The sequence below is a fragment of the Halpernia humi genome (genome assembly GCF_900108025.1).
Lineage (GTDB): Bacteria > Bacteroidota > Bacteroidia > Flavobacteriales > Weeksellaceae > Halpernia > Halpernia humi.
In genome coordinates this window covers 303441-323571 of the sequence record NZ_FNUS01000003.1, presented here as the reverse complement: position 1 = coordinate 323571, position 20131 = coordinate 303441, and the positions used below count along the sequence as shown (strand labels likewise).

The following is a 20131-nucleotide window of genomic DNA, read 5'->3' as shown; positions in this document are numbered from 1 at the left end:
ACGACGTTTTCACAACTGTCGCCTTTGACGCATTCTGAAAAAGAAGTTTTCAACTTCCTTTTCAGAACGACGACAAAGCCGAGCCGTACGTTAGCAGAAATTTTAAAATAACCAATCACATAACAAATGAAATTTATCCCACTTTTTTTACTATTCTCAATATTTTGCTTTTCTCAAAAAATTAGTTTTGTTTATGACATAAAATATAAATTGAGTTCCGATGAGTCCGAAAAACCTAATTCTGAAACTATGATTTTAGATATAGAGAACACAAATTCAGTTTTTAGACAATTGATGGATAAGAAATCAGATTCTTTAACACAAAACAATAAGAATGGAATGTTTACTTTAGGTGTTGAAAATCAATTTTATGTTAAAAAAAATCTAAAAGATAATAGTATTATAAAAATTATTACTTATTTACATAATAATTACGCTCTTCCTATTACCGAAAAATTAAATTGGAAAATTTTGACTGATCAAAAAGTAATTGGAAAATATAAGTCTCAAAAAGCAGAAGTTAATTATGGAGGTAGAAAGTGGACTGCGTGGTTTACAAGCGAATTATCATATAACGATGGACCTTACATTTTTAACGGATTACCAGGTTTAATATTGTCAATTGAAGATGATAAAACTGACTACTCTTTTAATTTAATACAAGTTAAAAAATTAGGAGATTTATTTGATATTAGATTAAAATCTATTCCTATTGACTGGACAAAATATCAAAATTTAGCAAAATCATTTTATAATGATCCTTATGATTTAAATTCAAAATTAGGCAAAACAGTTACATTTACTGATGCTAATGGAAAACAACTAGATATTAATCAATTATCTAAAAATCGCCAAAAAGATATTATAGAAAATAATAATCCAATTGAATTAAATCACAAAATCAACTATAAATAAAAACTTCCGCTAACAGCGGTTTTGCAATAGTGCGGGATTTACGCAAGTTTAAAGATTTACGATGTTCCGAAGTTTAGTATGTAATAGAAAGATTTTGCATATTAATCCGCACCATCGCAAAGCCGCAAAACGTTGGGAAAAATCGCCCTTCGGGACGATTTTTCCCAACGTACGGCTCGGCTTCGCCGACAGTTGTGAAACCATCGTTGCATTCGCACGACGTTTTCACAACTGTCGCCTTTGACGCATTCTGAAAAAGAAGTTTTCAACTTCCTTTTCAGAACGACGACAAAGCCGAGCCGTACGTTACCACCAATGCTAAAAAGACAGATGACAGCAGACAATGACTAAAAACGGATTCGATATACAGACCATATCTATTAAGAGGACAGTCATACAAGCTGACCGTGTTTTACCATTTGTACTGGTGACAGAGAAAAAAGAAAAAGCCGACCCTTCGCATTTTTTAAAATTTCTTTTTGCCGACCCGCATTGCACACATTTGGTTTTGCCCTACACACAAGCCGACCCTTCGCAAAACCAAAAGAGTGCAATTTTTGCCAACGCTACTGATGACAATAAAATAACAAACACTATTAATTTGTTAAAAACAAATGTTCAATATATTGCACCTTTTCATTTAATATTTGTAACTTTGCCCCATTAAATATTTTTACAATTATGAGCAATGCTATAAATTTTGCAACAAGAAAAATGAAAATAGAAACCAAAGAAAAATTCATTCAAGAATACCGCATTAAAATAGGTGATACTATCAAAGGTATTCGTGAAAAAAAAGGATATAGCCAAGATGAATTAGCTGGAATAATGAATGTTAATCGTTCCACAATTTCTAAAATTGAAAATGGCAAATTCAATTTAAGTCTTGACTATTTATCGAAATTTTCTTGGTTTTTGGATTTTGAATTCCAATTGAAAGAAACTAAAAACAATAAATCTGTAACTCAAATATGAAGGAATTAAACTATATAGATTTATTCGCTGGTGCAGGTGGTCTTTCTGAGGGATTTATTCGTGCAGGGTTTAGTCCTATTGCACACGTTGAGATGAACAAAGATGCTTGCGATACAATTAAAACAAGAACAGCTTACCACTGGCTCAAAGAGAATAAAAAAGCCGAAATCTATAATGATTATTTAAAATCGGAAACTAAGAACAAAGAAGAACTTTGGAAGAATGTTCCCGAACATTTAATTAATTCAGTTATAAATAAAGAAATTTCAGAAAGCACATTGCCTGAAATATTTAATTCAATTGACAAAGAATTAAACGGAAACAACGTTGATTTAATTATTGGGGGACCACCTTGTCAAGCATACTCAATAGTTGGTCGTGCTAGAAAGGATATGGAAAGCGACCCACGTAACCACCTATACAAACATTACGTTAAGTTTTTAGAGAAATACAACCCAAATATGTTTGTATTTGAAAATGTGCCTGGCATTTTATCTGCAAAAAATGGAGAATATCTAAATAAGATTTTTAAAGCAGTAAAAAATGCTGGTTATGAAGTTGCTATACCTCCAAAGAATCATTTAAACGCAAAAGATTTTGGGGTATTACAAGACAGAAAAAGAGTAATCATAATTGGGTGGAAAAAAGAACTAAATCTAAAATATCCAGAGTTTGAAACAACAGAGCATAGTTTTCAGATTTTAAAGGACTTATTTTCTGATTTGAAGCCATTGAAAAATGGACAAGGAACCTTAAATGCTGTAGCGTACACAAAGCCAACAACAGAATATTTAAAGCAAACCAATATCAGAAACGGTTTGGAATTCGTAACACAGCATATTGTAAGACCGAACAATGATAACGATTTAGAAATTTACCAAATTGCTATTGAAAAATGGAACAACGGTAAAAGATTAAATTATGCTGAATTACCAAAAAGACTTATCAAGCATTCAAATACAGATTCGTTTGTTAATCGCTTTCAAGTGGTAAATGGTAAAGGTGTTTCACATACTGTTGTTGCTCATATAGCAATGGACGGTCATTATTATATACATCCTGATAAAAAACAAAATCGTTCAATAAGTGTAAGAGAAGCTGCAAGAATACAATCTTTCCCTGATGATTATTTCTTTGAAGGAAGCAGGACAGCTGCCTTTAAACAAATAGGTAATGCCGTTCCGCCATTAATGGCTCAAAAAATTGCAGAAAAAATTAGGGAAATGATATGGAAGAATATGTAAAAGCCGAAATAGCAAAGCCAAATCCAAAATCTACCATTAATTCTTACAGAAGTTTTGGTTATAACCTTTCTACGGCTATTGCAGATATTATCGACAATTCTATATCTGCAAACGCAGATGAAATCAGATTAGATTATAAATGGAACGGTCAAGATTCGTTTATTTCTATTTCTGACAACGGAACAGGAATGAACAAGGAGGAACTTGTTTTGGCTATGACTCCGGGTAGTAAAGACCCCGAAGAAATTAGAAGCGAAAAAGATTTAGGACGCTTTGGAATGGGCTTGAAAACCGCTTCATTTTCTCAATGCAGACGACTGACTTGTATTACAAAACGTGAAAGCTACGCAACAATTAAGCGTTGTTGGGATATTGATTTTATCAATTCAGAAAACGAATGGCAATTGTTAGATTATGTTTCTGATAATTCATTTATTGAAAAAATAGAAATTCAAAAATCAGGAACATTAGTTCTTTGGGAAAAGTTAGACCGCATTGTCGGAATAGCTGAGATAAGCAATGAGAACGTTAAATCGGCATTTTATGCAGAGATGATTTCAGTTAAAGAACACTTGCGTCTAGTATTTCACAAGTTCATTGAAAGTAAACGAATAAAAATATTTTTCCAGAATGATGAAATTGAACCATACAATCCATTCTTACTAAACTTAAGCCCAAAGCCCGAAATGGGACAACCTGAAATTTTTGGCAATGTTGAAATAACCTACTTCATACTTCCGCATATGTCTGAAATTGGGAAAACAGATTATGAAAATTCAGGTGGTTCATTAGGATGGTTTCAGGAACAAGGATTTTATATTTATCGGGGTGATAGATTGCTTGTTGCTGGAGATTGGTTAGGACTTCAAAAGAAACGTGATTATTCAAAGTTGGCAAGAATTGCAGTTAACCTTTCAAACGAAAATGATTTTAACTGGCACTTGGATATTAAAAAATCAACAGCTACACCCCCAATAGAAATTCGTAAAGAACTTGACCGAATTGCAAGAATTGCAATTATGAAGTCAGCAAAAATTTATAATTGGCGAGGACAAAAAACAATTACCGAGAAAGGAAGCGTAAATCACGAACCTTTATGGATTGACGAAAAAACAAGAGAAGGAATTAAGAAATATAAAATCAATAGAAAGCACCCAATAATAAAATCGTTACTTGACGAAAATAGTAAATTGACAGGAAAGGCACTGAAACTACTTGAAGAAAATGTTCCGATAGAATTGATTTTAAGTAATCAAAATGAAGACCCTTCTTTCCACGAATTAGAAAAACAAACAGAAAAACCAAGTGATGATTTAATCAATTTAGCGGTTGAGTTATACAAAATAAACATATCGCAAGGAGTGCCAGAAGAATTAGCAAAGCAACAAATTTTGAGTGCTACTCCTTTTAATTTATATCCTTTAATCAATGAATATCTAAAATGAGTTTACTACAATCTGCAAGAGCAATTGCACATACCCTATTACAGGTTCATCAAGGACAAATCACTGATGAAGTTCTTTTATCTGTAATTGAAAAAGCATCTGCAATCAACATAGTTGAAGGTCAAACTTTTGACAAACAAGAATTGTTTGAAATTCTTCGAGCTGATTTTAGTATTGGTAAAGGAGAAATTACGATCTTATCAGAAGATATTGAGCCTTGGCTAAATGATGAAAAAGCAAACATCAATTTTGAATTGTGGAACAGATACAAACTGTTTATGTCAGAAAATGACCCGTCATTTCCAATAAATGATTTGGACGACTTCACTGATAAAATTCTCGACAAATGTGTTAATCCTAAAAAAGATGGTTCTTGGGACAGACGAGGAATGGTGGTTGGACACGTTCAATCTGGAAAAACCTCTAACTATGTTGGGCTAGTCAATAAAGCAACTGATGCTGGTTATAAAGTAATCATCATCATTGCAGGTACAATTAGTTCTTTAAGAAGACAGACACAAGAAAGAATTGATTCGGGTTATATAGGTAGAAATAGCTCTGCATTTATTAGAGAAAACGAGAACAGAGTTATTGGAGTTGGTAAATACAAAACAAATACGGACATCTATTCTTTAACTTCATCCTATTACAAAAGCGGAGATGAAGGAGATTTTAACCAAAAAATTGCAACAAGATTAAATATTCCAATTGGTAAAAATCCAGTTGTTTTTGTCATTAAAAAGAATAAAAGTATTCTTGAAAATCTTATTGATTGGTTTTCAAAAGATGTAAATGCAAAGTTGATTGATGGCACACCAAAATTGTTTGACGTTCCTGCGTTAATAATTGATGATGAAGCCGATTCTGCTTCTGTAAACGCCTCGCGAGATATTAACGAAATCAAAACGATAAACCGTTTAATCCGAACTTTGCTAAATATTTTTAATCAAAACACTTTTGTTGGTTACACTGCAACACCATACGCAAACTTGTTTATTTCACAAGACCATAACGAAGAACTTACAACCATTGTAAAAGGCAAACAGTACAAAATTGGAGAAGATTTATTTCCAAGGGATTTTATCATAAATATTAAAGCACCGACCAATTACATAGGTGCTGCAAAAATATTCGGTTACGAAAATTCAAAACCAGAACTTACAAAAGAACCTTTAGATATTTTCCGAGAAATTAGCGATTACGACCCACCATTTTTCAGAACAATCAATCGTGAAAACAAAGATATTTTACCCGAATATCTTCCGCCAAGTTTAGAACGCGCAATAAAATCATTCATTCTTACTTGTGCTATTCGCAGGGTTCGAGGACACGAGAACAAACATAATTCAATGTTGATTCACGTTGCCCTATTGGTACGTTGGATTGACAAAGTTGCTTATTTGGTAAATGAAAAAACAAAAGAATATCAAGACGCAATACAAAGCGAAGATGATACTTTGTTAAAAGAACTAAAAGAAATCTACGAAACAGACTTTTTACCAACTACTAGAAATGTATTGGAAAATCTGGATTATACTGACATTAGAATAAAAGAACATAATTGGGAAGTCGTTAAAAAAGAACTTAAACCTGCCGCTTTAAAAATTGATGTTCGTTCTGTTCACGGCACACGTTCAACAACAAATTTGGAATACCACAACATACAAGAGATAGATTATAGTAGATATGAAAAAGAAGGAAAAAGCTTATATGTTATTGCTGTTGGAGGAAGCCGTTTATCTAGGGGGATTACGTTAGAAGGATTGTCAGTTTCTTATTACATCAGAACAACCCGAATGTATGACTCTCTTATGCAAATGGGTCGTTGGTTTGGCTATCGCCCAGGTTATGTTGATTTGTGCCGATTGTACACCACAAACCAAATTTTTGAGTGGTTTAACCACATCACAATGGCAACGGAAGAAATGCGAAATGATTTTGACGAAATGACCGCAACTCATCAACGACCAAAAGATTTTCGTTTGAAAGTCAGAAATCATCACGGTTTGCTAACAATAACAAGTTTAAACAAACTGTATTTTTCGGAAGATATCGAAATATCATTTTCTGGCGAAAATCCACAAACCTATTGTTTATTGAAAACTAAAAATGCTATTGAAAATAACTTTTTTGCATTGAAATCATTAATAAACTCAATTGGTTTCCCATCAATTGAAAATAGAAAAGTGCTCAAAGGTAAAATAAGACATTTGCTCTATCGTAATGTAAATTTAGAAGCACTATGTAGTTTTATTGACACTTATAAAATTAATCAACCTTCAATTAATAATTCAACATTAAGTGAGTATATCATAAAGCAATCTAAAGGCACAAGAATTAAAGAGTGGAATATCTGTATTGTTGGAAATACTGATGAAATGGTTTTCATTGATTACAACGGTAACACACCACCTAAGGAAAGAAAACCTATTGATAAAATTTCATCTTATATATTAGAGTATGAAGGTGAAAAAATTAAAATGAATTGTAGCGTTAGAAATCAATTATTGAAAAATAGAAATTCAGAGAACTTTTTGATTTCAAAAAATCAAATTGACCAAACAGGCGATAGACAAGTTGATTTGGAGGTTCAAAACAAGGAATATAGTAAAATTAAAGAGCGAAGATCAATAGAAAAAAAAGGATTGCTTTTAATATATGCCTTAGATGAGAGAGGAACTTTCTTTGAAGAAAAATATGGATTACCTATAATAGGCTATAGCATACATTTTCCAAAAATTGAAGATGAGGAAAAAGTTTCATACAAGGTATCAAAAAAATATCTTGATTTTGAGGAAGAAATAATGGAAGATGATGACAATCCTGAAACTGAAAACTCATGATAAACATTAAATCCATTTGGGAAAATCATAAGCCGACAGGTGATATTATCATCAAAACCAGAATTGATGAAATTCCGCATTTAAATTGCTTTGCTGCTACAAACCACATCACAGGTCAGCACTTGTACATAATGTCGGTTTCAAAAAATGTTGCAATTCCTGAACTGAAAAATTACCGTTTCAAAGGAGTAGAAATTTACACTTTGCCTTTTGAAGACAAAATTGAACTTTACATATATCTTTTAGATAACGAGTTGAAAGATATTTTTTCGTTGTTTGTTCAAAACATTCTGGAAGATATTGAACCAAGCGTTACTGAAAGTGATGCAATAACAACAACGCTGAATGTGGTTTCAAAATGGAAGAAACTTTTTGATAAAATAAACTTTAACGGTTTAACTCTTGAACAGCAAAAAGGGTTGATTGGCGAATTGTTGTTTCTCAATTACCTTTTGAATAACAAAAAAACATCTACAAATGCCGTAAATGCTTGGACGGGGGTAGAGCAAGAGTTCCAAGCCAAAGATTTTACATTAGGTTCTGTTGGTATTGAAATTAAATTTACTTCCTCAAAACAGCCACGAATTAAAGTTTCTAACGAAAGACAATTAGATGCTGAAAGTTTAAACGAATTGTTTTTGGTTTTGTATTCAACGGAAGCGGTAAAAGACAACGGCATTTCGCTTAACTCAATCGTAGAACAAACCCGAAAAAATATTTCAACCGAAGAAGAACGAAATTTATTCAAAGGTAAATTACAGCTATACGGTTATTTTGATGAGGACAAAGAACATTACGGAAAAATGTATTCGCTTAAAAAAACGTTTGCTTTTAATGTAACTTCTGAATTTCCTAAAATCGTAAAAAGCGATTTACCGTTGGGAATTTATGATACCTCGTATTCAATAGAGATTTCGGCAGTAGAGAATTTTATCGTAGAATCCGAAACCATAATTGAAAAAATTTAATAAATGGAAAGAGCTTTAGAAAACTATATTGAAGAAGTAAAATCTATTGTGGCTTCTTATGTTTATTCAGAAGGCGAAGGAGCGAGTTTTGAGGACAAATTCACAGAATATTCTATTGAAGTTTTAGAATCAATTGGAAAGTCAGAAGGAGCAAGAGTATTATCCTATGTTCACCCTAACAGTCAGGGTGGAATTGATTGGAAAATCAACGGATTTTGTTTGAAAGATTTTGCAAAAGACGAAAACAAAAAGGAATACTACGAAACGCTTGATTTGTTTATCACATTCTACAAAAACGAATACGATTACAATATTACAAAAGACGATTATACAAAATCGCTCAATCAGATTAAACGCTTTATTAATGCTGCATTAAAACGGCATATTGATTACATTGACAAAGCACACGAAGAATTGTATCATCTAATTGAGATAATTGGAAAACAAGGAAAAGATTTTGACCGTATCAATGTTTATTTTCTGATTAATGGTTTTTCAAATCACGATAAAGAAAAAATTGAAATTGCTGATGCAGATGTTTTTGTTCATACTTGGGATATTGCACGATTGTTTAAAATCAATGAATCTAACAGTGTACACGAACCTATTGAAATAGAATTTGAGAATTTCACAGTAAATGGTAAAGGTTTACAATGCTTACAAGTTCCGAGCATTGATGAAATGTACGATTGTTATTTGGCAATTGTTCCGGGCGAAATTTTAGCAAAATTATACAAAGAATTTTCAAATGAATTATTGGAAAGTAATGTTCGTGCGTTTTTAGGACAAGCCGGTAAGTTCAATAAAGGAATTAGAGATACCATTCGTAACAAACCGCAAATGTTTCTGCCATATAATAACGGAATTACCGCAACAGCCGAAAGCGTTGAAACCAAGTTTATAGATAATCAGTTAGTCATTACAAAATTGAACGATTTTCAAATTGTGAATGGTGGTCAAACCACGGCTTCATTGTATCACACCCAAAAGAAATTTAAAGATGCTGATTTGAGCAAAATTTTTGTTCAAATGAAACTTACGGTTATCAAAGATAAAGAACAAAAAAACATTGAAGTCCCCAACATTTCACGCTTTGCTAACAGCCAAAATAAAGTTTCTGAATTGGATTTATCTTCAAACAATCCTTATTTCGTTCAGATTGAAAACCTATCAAGAAAAAAGTATGTTGTAAATCCAGAAAATAAAAATCAATCGTTGTTGTGGTTCTTTGAACGTGCAAATGGTCAATATCGTGAAACGCTTAACAAACAAACGCCAGCACAGCAAAAGAAATTCAAAGAACAAAATCCGTCAGACAGAAAATTTGTAAAATCTGACATTGCAAAATTTATTAATATTTGGGAATTAGAGCCGCATTTTGTTTCACAAGGTTCACAGAAAAACTTTATTCACTACACGAAAAAGATTACTGAACTAGTCAATAAAAACAAATTACCAAGCGAGAATTTTTATCGCAAATTAATTGCAAATGCAATTCTATTCAAAACAACTGATAAATTATTTGGCAGAAAAGGAGTTAATGCAATTGGCGAAAACACAAGTATAAAATCATTTTCTGTTGCTTATACAGTCTCATTTTTCCATTTCTTAACCGAAAATCGTTTTGACTTATGGAAACTTTACGAAGAACAAAAAATTGATGATTTTGTAAGCAATCACCTTAAAAACTTATTGATTTTTGTCTATAATCATTTAGAGACAAACGGAGGCGGAATGGTTTCGGAGTTCGCAAAACGACCAACTTCGTGGGACAAATTGAAGAACACAAAGTATTCAGAAAATTTGATTTCAATTTTGGATAGTTATTTAATTTCAGAAGAAGAAAAAACGCAAAGAGAAAATGAAAAGGAAATTGACACAAACAGTGTAGAAGATTCTATTTTTGTCGTTAGCGAAATTCAAAAAATGGGATTGAAATTTTGGGACGGTTTCAGGCTTCACATTGATAAAAACAAGCCAGACGGCTTTGATTGGTCAGCGGCTTTTGACTTAGTAAGCAGATTAAGTAAGAATAAAAACTTAACAACAAGAGAAATAACTTTTGGCAAAAAGGTATTAGACTACATTCAAATAACTCCTCAACTTATTGACGAAGTAAAAGCATTATCAAAGCTTGAAGAAAAAGAAATTGTTGAAGTAAAATTCATTTACGACAAACTTCTTTTGATTTCAAAAGACGATTGGAAACGAATTATTGACGTAGCAAACCAGACAAAAATTTTCAATAATTTAGAACTATCAAATGTAAAATCAGTTCAAACATCATTAGCGAAAAAAGAAAAAGTAAAAGAACAAGCGTTAATAAGAACTTATGAATCAATAAAGAAATTAAAGAAGTTTGGAATTAAAGTATAATCCCACGCTATTTGCAAGCACATTGCCAAAGCCGCACGAGCCAACGTTAAAACCAAAGCTTTGTCAAAGAGCTTGCAAAGCCAACTCAAGAAAAAAAGAAATTTTAAAAAATGCCCCACCGCACGACAAAAGATAATGAAAATCACAACAACAAATAGACAGACAAACCACGGCAGACAAGGAAGCACAGGTGGTAACATCACCTATACGCAAGCAGGGGTTTCGTGCTTCGTAGGAAAGGAAAGTGCTAAATTTAAAGTTCAGTTCTTCGTAGGAAGTTCAGTGGTAAAAATCCCTGCCTGCGTATAGCTGAGAAACGTTATGGTGCATTTAAAAAAACGATAGTGAGACAGTTAACATACATATTGATTTTTATCGTTTCTACAACTTTTACAGCTTGCGGACAAACAAAGTCTAAATCGAATTTTGAGAAAACAAATATCGACATTGAAACAGTTGACTTTATTGAAATAAAAAACAGAGCAGGACAAACCGACACATTAGATAACCTAACAAAACGATTGACTGACGAGCAGAAAAACCAGTTTGTTGAGAAGTTTAATAACTCGAAACCAAACGGACTGAGAAAGGCAATCCCATTGTATTTTATTGACGTTCATTTGAAGGACGGAACCAAAAGGAGTTTTAGAATAAATGGACAATACATAAAAGAAAACAATGACTATTGCTTTGACTTGCGAGACAGTAAGTTTATTGAAACGATATGGAACGAATTAAATGTTGACCACATTAAGAACATTCGATATGTTTTTGAAGATTATATTCAATATCAAGAATCGACCGACTCACAAGACGACAAAGCCTTAATGACCAAAAGCCTGAAATCACTGAAAACGGTAACCGACAAAGATGATTTGGACCTTTTAATAAATGTATGGATGTATTACGACCCCACTGACTATCCTTACGTTCCCGAAATTTACAGAATATTAAAGGCTAGTAGACCTCATAGTATTGAAGCAGTTAAGAACAGAATTGACAACAAGAAAGAATGGGAGACTGACGACACTGCACCATATTCCGACCTGAAATACCTTTTGAAACAACTTGAAAATGAATAGAAAAACGCACCATAACAGCACCTACCCAAAAGTGGCGGTTCAGTGGTTAAATCAAGCTTTGTGCTTCTATCAAAGTTTCAGCTTGGTTGACAGTGAAGTGCTTCGAAATCGCCACCTTCGGGTAGCTGCAAAACGTTGGGAAAAATCGCCCTTCGGGACGATTTTTCCCAACGTACGGCTCGGCTTCGCCGACAGTTGTGAAACCATCGTTGCATTCGCACGACGTTTTCACAACTGTCGCCTTTGACGCATTCTGAAAAAGAAGTTTTCAACTTCCTTTTCAGAACGACGACAAAGCCGAGCCGTACGTTATAAGCAATAAAATTTGCTACGTCACTGCATCTAATGGAAGTTTAGATTCCAATTCATACACCCCTGCCTCAAGGTCATCAACATTTCTTGCTTCTTCAATTCCCCATTGCCTTAATGTATCATTTGACTTTCTCAATTCCTCAAGGTGGTCAATACATTCCTCAAGTTTTGATGACATTGAAGAAGCCACATCAAATAATTCTTTTTCGTCCATATTTTTTAAATCACGGTCTTTTACTATTTCCATCTTTATCCACTTGATGTATTTATCAATATCAGGGCAAGTGTGTTTAATTGGTTCTCTATTATGTTCTCTGCTCATAATCCGCAAATTTTACAGCCTATAACAGCACCTAACAAAAATGGCTGCTACAAGCATTTGTTTTTAATTCAGAAGTTCTAAAAGCAGCCACTTCTGTTAGCTGCAAAACGTTGGGAAAAATCGCCCTTCGGGACGATTTTTCCCAACGTACGGCTCGGCTTCGCCGACAGTTGTGAAACCATCGTTGCATTCGCACGACGTTTTCACAACTGTCGCCTTTGACGCATTCTGAAAAAGAAGTTTTCAACTTCCTTTTCAGAACGACGACAAAGCCGAGCCGTACGTTGGCTACAATGGTTTTAAAAATTGCGCCTAAAAACCGTCGACATTAAAAAAATTATTAACTTAAAAAATCAAATTATGGGAAGAAAACTACTCAAACTTTTTGGCTTCTGCATATTTACGGCTCTTATTTTTAGTAGTTGTAGATCGGAAAGCGATTTTATTGAAAACACGACCAATAAAGAACAAGCAGTCCAAAAATTCTATATTTTTCAGGAGAAATATGCTGAAAATCGCTTTAGTAAGAACTCTGAAGGATTTGATTATGGAAACACTTTTGCTTACATGGCACAACGTTTTGATTCAATAAATAAAACTAACATTACGGGTCTTATTAATACCGAAAACAAAGTGGATTTTGACAATGCAAAAAAACAGTATTTCATTGTTCAGAATAACGTTCCTTACATTGAATTTCGTTTGCATTCTCAACCATTTAAATATAACAACGAGGATTTGATTATGATGTATCCCAAAATAAATCAAGGAAAAGTGGTTGATTTGGTTGTTGCTGCACTTACTGAAAATGAAACACAACTTTATTTTAAAGCGATTGATAAAAATAGTAGTTTATATTTAAACAATATTTTAGCATTTCAATTGGCTTACAGTAATAATTTTAGTAAAAATAAGAATATCTTTTCAAAAAGTGGTACTTGTGCATCAGGTTCAACTGAAGATTCAAGTGGAGAGTGTCATATTCAAGATGTAATCATTATTTTTCCTCATGGAAATGGAAATGGTTATTCTGGCGATGGCGGTGGTGGCGGTAAAGAAGGGGATGGCGGAAATTGTGGTGGTTATCATATGTGTAAACCACCAGATGGAGAAGGAGGTGGCGAATATCATGATCCCGAAGAACAAAAAGATCCGTGTACGAAAGCAAAAGATGGAGCAACTAAAGCAACTACAACTTCGAAAACATCTGCATTTAGTACTGCAAAAACAAACATCACTGATATGAATAACGGAAAAGAAAATGGTGTTGTTTTGGGAAATGTGGGTGGTGAAACAAAATCTACATCTGTTCAAACAGGAGGAACGAGTTCTGGCACATTAACTCATACTTTTTCCGACCCAATTGCAGATTTACACAATCATCTAGGAAATAATCCACCTTCACCTGGAGATTTTTATGTTCTAATAAATAACCAAGAACAATTTACGAATTATAGTACAAGATATGTTATGACGCTAAATGGAACGACTTATGCTTTGATTGTCACAGATAAGAATGCAATGAATATATTTATTCAAAATTATCCACTTACTATTACATCTAACCCAAATGGTGGAAATTTTGTGAATTTTCCTCAACCTCTTTTTAATGAATGGGATGATATTTCATTCTATAATAATGATAATCAAGAAATGGCTCTTTCTGTTATTTTAGATAAGTATAATTCTGGAATCTCGCTTACTAAAATGGATAAAAATGGAAATTTCAAAAAAGTAAATTATACCAGCAATACAAATAGTGATGGAACCACAACTTATCAAAATACACCATGTCCAAATTAAAAATAATTAAAATGAAAAATATTAACAAAACATTCACTCTTATTATAGTTTTACTTTCATTTATGGCTTGTTCTCAAACAACTATGAAGTCTATAGGCGATGCAAAAAAATTAGAAATTAATAAAAAAGACTTCGTTGGAAAACCTTTAAGTTATTTACTGCAAAATATAGATGTTGAAATAAAATCAATAATTCCTTTTCCAAATAAAAATTTAAAAGAAATTAACAGATTGAGTTTACTTTTCGTAAATAAAGAAATTTATAAAAAATCAACAAGCAAAATATCTACTAAACCTACACGAATCACTATTGTTTTTAATCAAAATTGGGAATTTCAAGGAGAAAAATGTACTTATGAAAAACCTGGGTGTACAGAGTTGACAAAAGAAGATGAAAAAAATCTTGGACAATTAATTATTTCCGATATCTATGTTTCTGGTAAAAACTAATACCACTATAGCCAACAAGATATTTGTAAAAAAAGCCCCCGAATTTACTTTGTGAATAGGGGCTTTCTTCACAAATACCCAGCCGTTGGGAAAAATCGCCCTTCGGGACGATTTTTCCCAACGTACGGCTCGGCTTCGCCGACAGTTGTGAAACCATCGTTGCATTCGCACGACGTTTTCACAACTGTCGCCTTTGACGCATTCTGAAAAAGAAGTTTTCAACTTCCTTTTCAGAACGACGACAAAGCCGAGCCGTACGTTACCACCAATTAACACAAACTACAACTGAAATAAATGACAATGAAAAAAACCTTAATTATTATTTTAACATTCTTAACATTAGGACAAGTTTTTGGACAGACAGACAAAAACGGAAACCCTGTTTTTAATTCAGTATCAACAAACGAGACAGTAATAGAAGACTTTCTTTTAATTTCTAATTATTACACTCTTAAGAACAACATAGAAAATAAACAATCTTCTGTTTTTATTTCTGAAAAACCGACTTTAGAGCAAATTGAAAAAGCTGCGACTAACCTCGCTTCCAACTTTTACATATTGACAAAGGAAAGTAAAATGGTAGTAATGGTTATGTTACAAAATGACCCAATGAGAGAGTTTATGACTATTGTTATGAATACAAAAAAGCAATCAAATTTCCCTTGTGACTTAATAGGTGACATAACAGAAAATAGAGCTAACGAACTTATAGACGAAAAATATGACTCAACAGCCTTTATAAAGAACGGCATATTGAACTTTAATGGAAAAGAGTTTAAAATCATTTTTAATCAGGAAATAGAAGACGCAGTTTGGACATTAATTAAAAAAGAGAAATTAGATAAAAATATGCCTTCTGATATAATGCTACCTTCAAAGACTGAAATTAAGAACTATATTATTTCAGAATCAAGAGAAGGTGGTACACTGGACTTTTTTACTGAAATAAAAGGAAAAGAATTTGATGGTGTTCAAATTAAGCCAGGTGTTTTTACAACTAAACAAAGTGTAGCACTTTATAAATGGGGTCGTGCCTGTTTTGAAATAGGCGTTAATACCGTGGAAGATGCTTATGAAATTTATTCTGAATTTCAAGGGAAACCTTTAAATGAAAGAGGTAAAGAATACATTAAAAGTGGATTTTATAAAGAATGGGAAAAATAACTGGTGGTAACAATGTATATAAAAAATAGGCGAAACAGTATCGAAATCAAGCATTTCAGCTCGTATAAAACCTTGTGTTTAACCGAAAGTTTCGTGCTTCGTAATCGCCTACTTTTCATATACTAAACGTTGTAAGTAATATTATGAAAAACATTCTAATAGCATTTTTATTTTTAAATTCAATATATAGTTTTGCTCAAGATAAACAACTTATTTTGACAAAAAAAACTAATGATTTATGGTTTCAATCGCTGAAATCATCTAACATATTGACTGAAAAAATTGAGTTAATAAATCAACGTTTGATTTCGGATATGAATGTTTATATCAAATGGAGTTTTCCCGATGGTATTACAGTTCAAAGAATACCAAAATTGGATTCAATTAGTAAAATTAGAAATCAAGGATTTTGCAAACCACTTTACGTTGTAAAATATAAGAAAAAAAAAATTGCGTTCAGAATTGAAAATCCATTAAATGATAACTTAACTAATTCAGTTTCGAAACTGATAACTGAAAATAATATTTCTGCTGTAGAAGTTTGGATTGATGATAAAAGAAAAGTTTTATACGGAACAAGTGCAGATTGCGGAATAATTTTTATTTCAACCAATAAAAGAAAAATATTTAAAGCCTTCAAAAATTTAAATTTGACCAACTTCTACATGGACGAAATTGGAAATTACAAAGAGAACTAAATAAAAATACTACTTACAACAGCGGTTTGCTTCAATGGCTACTTCCGGATTTTCCTTCGGAAAATGCGCTGCTGAATGGAATGTTTTGTTATATTTGTAATGGCTTGGTGTTGGTTCAACGCCACTGAGAGCAAGCCGCAGAACGTTGGGAAAAATCGCCCTTCGGGACGATTTTTCCCAACGTACGGCTCGGCTTCGCCGACAGTTGTGAAACCATCGTTGCATTCGCACGACGTTTTCACAACTGTCGCCTTTGACGCATTCTGAAAAAGAAGTTTTCAACTTCCTTTTCAGAACGACGACAAAGCCGAACCGTACGTTGGCTGTAATTTAATTAACGAACTGCATGAAAATTTTATTAACTATTATTTCAATGTTATTATCAATAATATCATTTTCTCAAAAAAGCAATGAGAATATTTCTTTTAAACTAATAGAAAAAAAAGAAAGTTCTGAAATTAACTATTTAACAATTAAAAACATAAATTCTTTGAATCATGGACTTGACTCTATGAAAGTATATTTTAAACCCGTAAAAGGTCAATACACAACATACACTTTTGTAAAAGAATTTGATGGAATAAAAAGCGATGATTTTAATAAAACAAAACTTCACGATATAGTTATTCTAAAAACTGATTCTCTGAATAATATTTTGGATGGATTTTATTATCGACTAGATTGGGCTGAAGTCCCAAGTCAATTTATGATATTCAGATCATTTGCTAAAAATTTGAAATTAAAAGACAATTTGAATATATCAGAATTAGAATTTTACAATGAATATGAAATGTATAGTAATCAAACAGAAGATGAATTGAGAAAACCAACTTGGTGCGAAAACGATATTCTAAAATTGAATTAAAATAAAAACTACCGCCAACAAGGGTTTTGCGTCAGGCGGGGTGACGTGCAAACTTGGAGTTTTGTGCTTCTATTCAAGTGTAGTGCTGGTTGACAGTTTAGTGCTCCGAAACCCGCCCGAACGCAAAGCCCGAAAACGTTGGGAAAAATCGCCCTTCGGGACGATTTTTCCCAACGTACGGTTCGGCTTCGCCGTCGTTCTGAAAAAGAAGTTTTCAACTTCCTTTTCAGAACGACGGCGAAGCCGAACCGTACGTTATGCGTCATTTCAAAAACTCTCGCACAAAATAAATTTGACAGTTTAACTTCCAAAACAAAAAATTTGGAATGGATGAGAATTTTAGAAAATACTAAAAATAAAAGTGAACAAATTAAACTAATCATTAAAAAAATAAAAACCGACTCAATCGTTCCTCAAAATTTGACTGGAATTAATCTAAAAATTAGAGATGGAGAGTTTAATCCTGACAAATGTAAAATATTAAACTTTCTTGAAAATAATGAACATATGATTTTGCTTGACTTGAATTTAAACCCAAATTTTTCAATAATTCTGAACGTTTTAAATTCGGAAACCATCAAAAAAATAAAAATTCTAAATCGGGAAAGTGCAATGAAATTATACGGAAATCGAGGAAATTGCGGAGCAGTAATTATGCATTCAGACAAACGGAAATTAAGCAGTGAAATTGGGGAATTACAGGAAAGATTGGAATAGAAACGCCGCACAACATCGGCAACCGTTGCGCAACCGTAAAATTTTAGAAAATTTTGAAAATATAAGATAAAAACCAAGCTCTTTTAAAGCGATTTAAGAGAGATTTGTTTTTGGTGCAAACATTTATTTTTATTTTTTTGGAGGGCTTAATTTGCAAAGGAGCGTACATTGATAGTACGGCTCTGCAATCCTTGCTAGTAAAATTTGCCAGATAAAAACTATTTTTTTATATCTTTATGCAAGAAAATATGCGGCGTAAAAATTGAGAATTTTAGTAAGTCGAAATTAATCTTTAGAAATACTATCAAGTTACAACTCCACACGATTGAGATTGCTCTGGCCTATTTCTTAAAATCCTCGCAGATTTTCAAGTTGATGCTCACTTGTAAAATTAAATGCTAACACACGCAACTACTTATAGACAAAACCGTTAGCGGCAATTCGTCTTTAAAGAAAACATAATTTAATCGATAAAATATTATAATAATGAAACATCTTTTACTTTTATTATCGGCGTTTTTAGTGATTGGTTGTCAAAAACAGAACACAAAAAGTGTCCACGAAAAAACTTTTGTTGAATTGGGCGGCGAAAAACAATATGTGGAAATGACAGGTGCGTCCACTGAATTACCTGTTTTACTATTTTTGCATGGTGGGCCAGGCTGGCCACAAACGCCTCACCTGAGATATTTTAATAGCGATTTAACAAAGGATATGATTGTGGTTTCTTGGGATCAAGCTGGCTGCGGTCAATCATACATGCGTAATCCCAACCCGAAAAAACTCAGTGTGGAAAGTCTAATTAGTGATGCACACGAATTGACCCAATATCTCAAAAAGAAATTCAATAAAAAGAAAATAGTCCTTTTAGGTTTTTCTTATGGCAGCGTCATTGGGTTGCAACTCGCTAAAAGATATCCCGATGATTATTATGCTTACATTGGTGTTTCGCAACTCATAAATTTTCAACAGAGTTGGGATTCCTCCATGCAATGGATAAAAGAGCAAGCTAAATCACGAAAGGATACTGCGGCATTAAAACAGATAAAGCTGCTTGAAGACAAGGATCCTTCCGTTTGCAAAACAGTACAAGAATGCTTCATGAACAAGTATCTGTTATTAGTGAAATATGACGGAACTATTTACAAAAAGGAGAAGGCTGATGAAATTGCAAAAGCAGAAAGTTATTACGACGACTACAAAAAATACGATTGGGAAAAAGCCTACAATTATACATCTTCCCGTTTAGGAGGTAAACAATTTAACACCGATCTATCAAATATTACTTCACTATCCGTCCCAGTATATTTTATGGCTGGTAAGCATGATTGGAACTTACCCGGCATAGTTACAGAAAAGTATCTTAATAAATTACGCGCTCCCCAAAAAGAGTTTATTTGGTTTGAAAATTCAGGACATGAGCCGCCAGAAGAAGAGGCCGATAAATTTAATAAAGATATCATTGAAATAGTCAAAAAAGTCGCTAAAAAAGGTTAAAATCAAGCGGGCGCGAAATAGTAATTTTAAGGTTACAACACCAAATAAACTTTGTCGCAGGTTGAAAGTGAGGCACTTTGCGATTCGCACCAACTTTCAAACTCAATTCTAAACAGCGATTGCAGACAAGCATTGAAAAGAAAAAACAATAGATTAAATCACAAAACTAAATTCAATTAGTAAAAAGAATTGAAGAAATAGATGCTTTTAAGAGGATTCACCCGGGCAACAGCACGATTGCATTGTGTGGTCATCATAAAAAGTAATTTAAATTTTGGGCACAGAAAACACATAAATTTTAAAACCAAAACTACACGAAAACGCACTCAGAAGCAAGCAATTTTTCGCTGCTCTGAAAATTGGTCCCGTGTTCCGCTATATCCCGCCGCGGCGGGGATGCCGCTTCACCCGGGGCTAGAATTTCGGGTGGTTTTTCTTTTGAAGGGAAGAAAGTAA

The 20131-nt window shown here is 33.0% G+C and carries 20 protein-coding genes; 17 read left to right on the top strand and 3 right to left on the bottom strand.

Going from position 1 to position 20131, the window contains the following annotated elements:
- The first annotated feature begins 126 nt into the window (after nucleotides 1-126).
- Complete coding sequence (locus tag C4S29_RS08530) at nucleotides 127-915, top strand: GLPGLI family protein (RefSeq protein WP_103913719.1); 789 nt, start codon at nucleotides 127-129, stop codon at nucleotides 913-915.
- Between the two features lie 73 nt (nucleotides 916-988).
- Here C4S29_RS08530 and C4S29_RS14740 read toward each other — a convergent pair whose 3' ends face one another.
- On the bottom strand, nucleotides 989-1144 hold the full coding sequence (locus C4S29_RS14740) for a hypothetical protein (RefSeq protein ID WP_159969838.1): 156 nt from the start codon (nucleotides 1142-1144) through the stop codon (nucleotides 989-991).
- Nucleotides 1145-1258: 114 nt separating this feature from the next.
- Between C4S29_RS14740 and C4S29_RS08525 the strand changes: the two genes are divergently transcribed.
- The 9 genes from C4S29_RS08525 to C4S29_RS08490 all read left to right on the top strand — a co-directional run bounded on the left by C4S29_RS08525 (nucleotide 1259) and on the right by C4S29_RS08490 (nucleotide 11848).
- Nucleotides 1259-1582 (top strand): hypothetical protein, encoded by a 324-nt coding sequence (locus tag C4S29_RS08525; protein ID WP_146063295.1) that lies wholly within the window; start codon nucleotides 1259-1261, stop codon nucleotides 1580-1582.
- A 47-nt stretch (nucleotides 1583-1629) separates the two neighbouring features.
- Nucleotides 1630-1890, top strand: a complete 261-nt coding sequence (locus C4S29_RS08520; protein ID WP_159969837.1) for a helix-turn-helix domain-containing protein — start codon at nucleotides 1630-1632, stop codon at nucleotides 1888-1890.
- Nucleotides 1887-3134: a DNA cytosine methyltransferase gene (locus C4S29_RS08515; RefSeq protein WP_103913716.1), complete on the top strand. Its 1248-nt coding sequence runs from the start codon at nucleotides 1887-1889 to the stop codon at nucleotides 3132-3134. The genes C4S29_RS08520 and C4S29_RS08515 overlap by 4 nt, the downstream gene beginning before the upstream one ends.
- A complete protein-coding gene (locus C4S29_RS08510; RefSeq protein ID WP_103913715.1) occupies nucleotides 3119-4579 on the top strand; it encodes an ATP-binding protein in 1461 nt (486 codons plus the stop codon). The genes C4S29_RS08515 and C4S29_RS08510 overlap by 16 nt, the downstream gene beginning before the upstream one ends.
- Nucleotides 4576-7422, top strand: coding sequence for a Z1 domain-containing protein (locus C4S29_RS08505; RefSeq protein ID WP_103913714.1), 2847 nt, complete (start codon nucleotides 4576-4578; stop codon nucleotides 7420-7422). The genes C4S29_RS08510 and C4S29_RS08505 overlap by 4 nt, the downstream gene beginning before the upstream one ends.
- On the top strand, nucleotides 7419-8390 hold the full coding sequence (locus C4S29_RS08500; protein WP_103913713.1) for a PD-(D/E)XK motif protein: 972 nt from the start codon (nucleotides 7419-7421) through the stop codon (nucleotides 8388-8390). Before C4S29_RS08505 ends, C4S29_RS08500 begins: the two co-directional genes overlap by 4 nt.
- Before the next feature lie 3 nt (nucleotides 8391-8393).
- Entirely contained in the window at nucleotides 8394-10766 is a 2373-nt protein-coding gene (locus C4S29_RS08495; RefSeq protein WP_103913712.1) for an AIPR family protein, read from the top strand.
- A 135-nt stretch (nucleotides 10767-10901) separates the two neighbouring features.
- On the top strand, nucleotides 10902-11075 hold the full coding sequence (locus C4S29_RS14735; RefSeq protein WP_159969836.1) for a hypothetical protein: 174 nt from the start codon (nucleotides 10902-10904) through the stop codon (nucleotides 11073-11075).
- A gap of 35 nt (nucleotides 11076-11110) precedes the next feature.
- A complete protein-coding gene (locus C4S29_RS08490; protein WP_146063294.1) occupies nucleotides 11111-11848 on the top strand; it encodes a hypothetical protein in 738 nt (245 codons plus the stop codon).
- A gap of 328 nt (nucleotides 11849-12176) precedes the next feature.
- Here the strand turns inward: C4S29_RS08490 and C4S29_RS08480 are convergent, their stop codons facing one another.
- A complete protein-coding gene (locus C4S29_RS08480; RefSeq protein WP_103913709.1) occupies nucleotides 12177-12482 on the bottom strand; it encodes a hypothetical protein in 306 nt (101 codons plus the stop codon).
- A 360-nt stretch (nucleotides 12483-12842) separates the two neighbouring features.
- Between C4S29_RS08480 and C4S29_RS08475 the strand changes: the two genes are divergently transcribed.
- The 4 genes from C4S29_RS08475 (at nucleotide 12843) to C4S29_RS08460 (ending at nucleotide 16596) form a co-directional block, all read left to right on the top strand.
- Nucleotides 12843-14285 (top strand): hypothetical protein, encoded by a 1443-nt coding sequence (locus C4S29_RS08475; RefSeq protein WP_146063293.1) that lies wholly within the window; start codon nucleotides 12843-12845, stop codon nucleotides 14283-14285.
- Nucleotides 14286-14296: 11 nt separating this feature from the next.
- On the top strand, nucleotides 14297-14734 hold the full coding sequence (locus tag C4S29_RS08470; RefSeq protein ID WP_233740522.1) for a hypothetical protein: 438 nt from the start codon (nucleotides 14297-14299) through the stop codon (nucleotides 14732-14734).
- A 300-nt stretch (nucleotides 14735-15034) separates the two neighbouring features.
- A complete protein-coding gene (locus tag C4S29_RS08465) occupies nucleotides 15035-15898 on the top strand; it encodes a hypothetical protein (RefSeq protein WP_146063292.1) in 864 nt (287 codons plus the stop codon).
- Nucleotides 15899-16113: 215 nt separating this feature from the next.
- Nucleotides 16114-16596 (top strand): hypothetical protein, encoded by a 483-nt coding sequence (locus C4S29_RS08460; protein WP_146063291.1) that lies wholly within the window; start codon nucleotides 16114-16116, stop codon nucleotides 16594-16596.
- Nucleotides 16597-16634: 38 nt separating this feature from the next.
- Here C4S29_RS08460 and C4S29_RS14670 read toward each other — a convergent pair whose 3' ends face one another.
- Nucleotides 16635-16838, bottom strand: coding sequence for a hypothetical protein (locus tag C4S29_RS14670; protein WP_146063290.1), 204 nt, complete (start codon nucleotides 16836-16838; stop codon nucleotides 16635-16637).
- A 131-nt stretch (nucleotides 16839-16969) separates the two neighbouring features.
- On the opposite strand from C4S29_RS14670, the gene C4S29_RS08455 reads away from it, so the two are divergent.
- The 3 genes from C4S29_RS08455 to C4S29_RS08445 all read left to right on the top strand — a co-directional run bounded on the left by C4S29_RS08455 (nucleotide 16970) and on the right by C4S29_RS08445 (nucleotide 19675).
- Complete coding sequence (locus tag C4S29_RS08455; protein WP_221405526.1) at nucleotides 16970-17461, top strand: hypothetical protein; 492 nt, start codon at nucleotides 16970-16972, stop codon at nucleotides 17459-17461.
- A 138-nt stretch (nucleotides 17462-17599) separates the two neighbouring features.
- On the top strand, nucleotides 17600-18178 hold the full coding sequence (locus tag C4S29_RS08450; RefSeq protein ID WP_103913704.1) for a hypothetical protein: 579 nt from the start codon (nucleotides 17600-17602) through the stop codon (nucleotides 18176-18178).
- A gap of 486 nt (nucleotides 18179-18664) precedes the next feature.
- A complete protein-coding gene (locus C4S29_RS08445; RefSeq protein ID WP_103913703.1) occupies nucleotides 18665-19675 on the top strand; it encodes an alpha/beta fold hydrolase in 1011 nt (336 codons plus the stop codon).
- The last annotated feature ends 456 nt before the right edge of the window (nucleotides 19676-20131 follow it).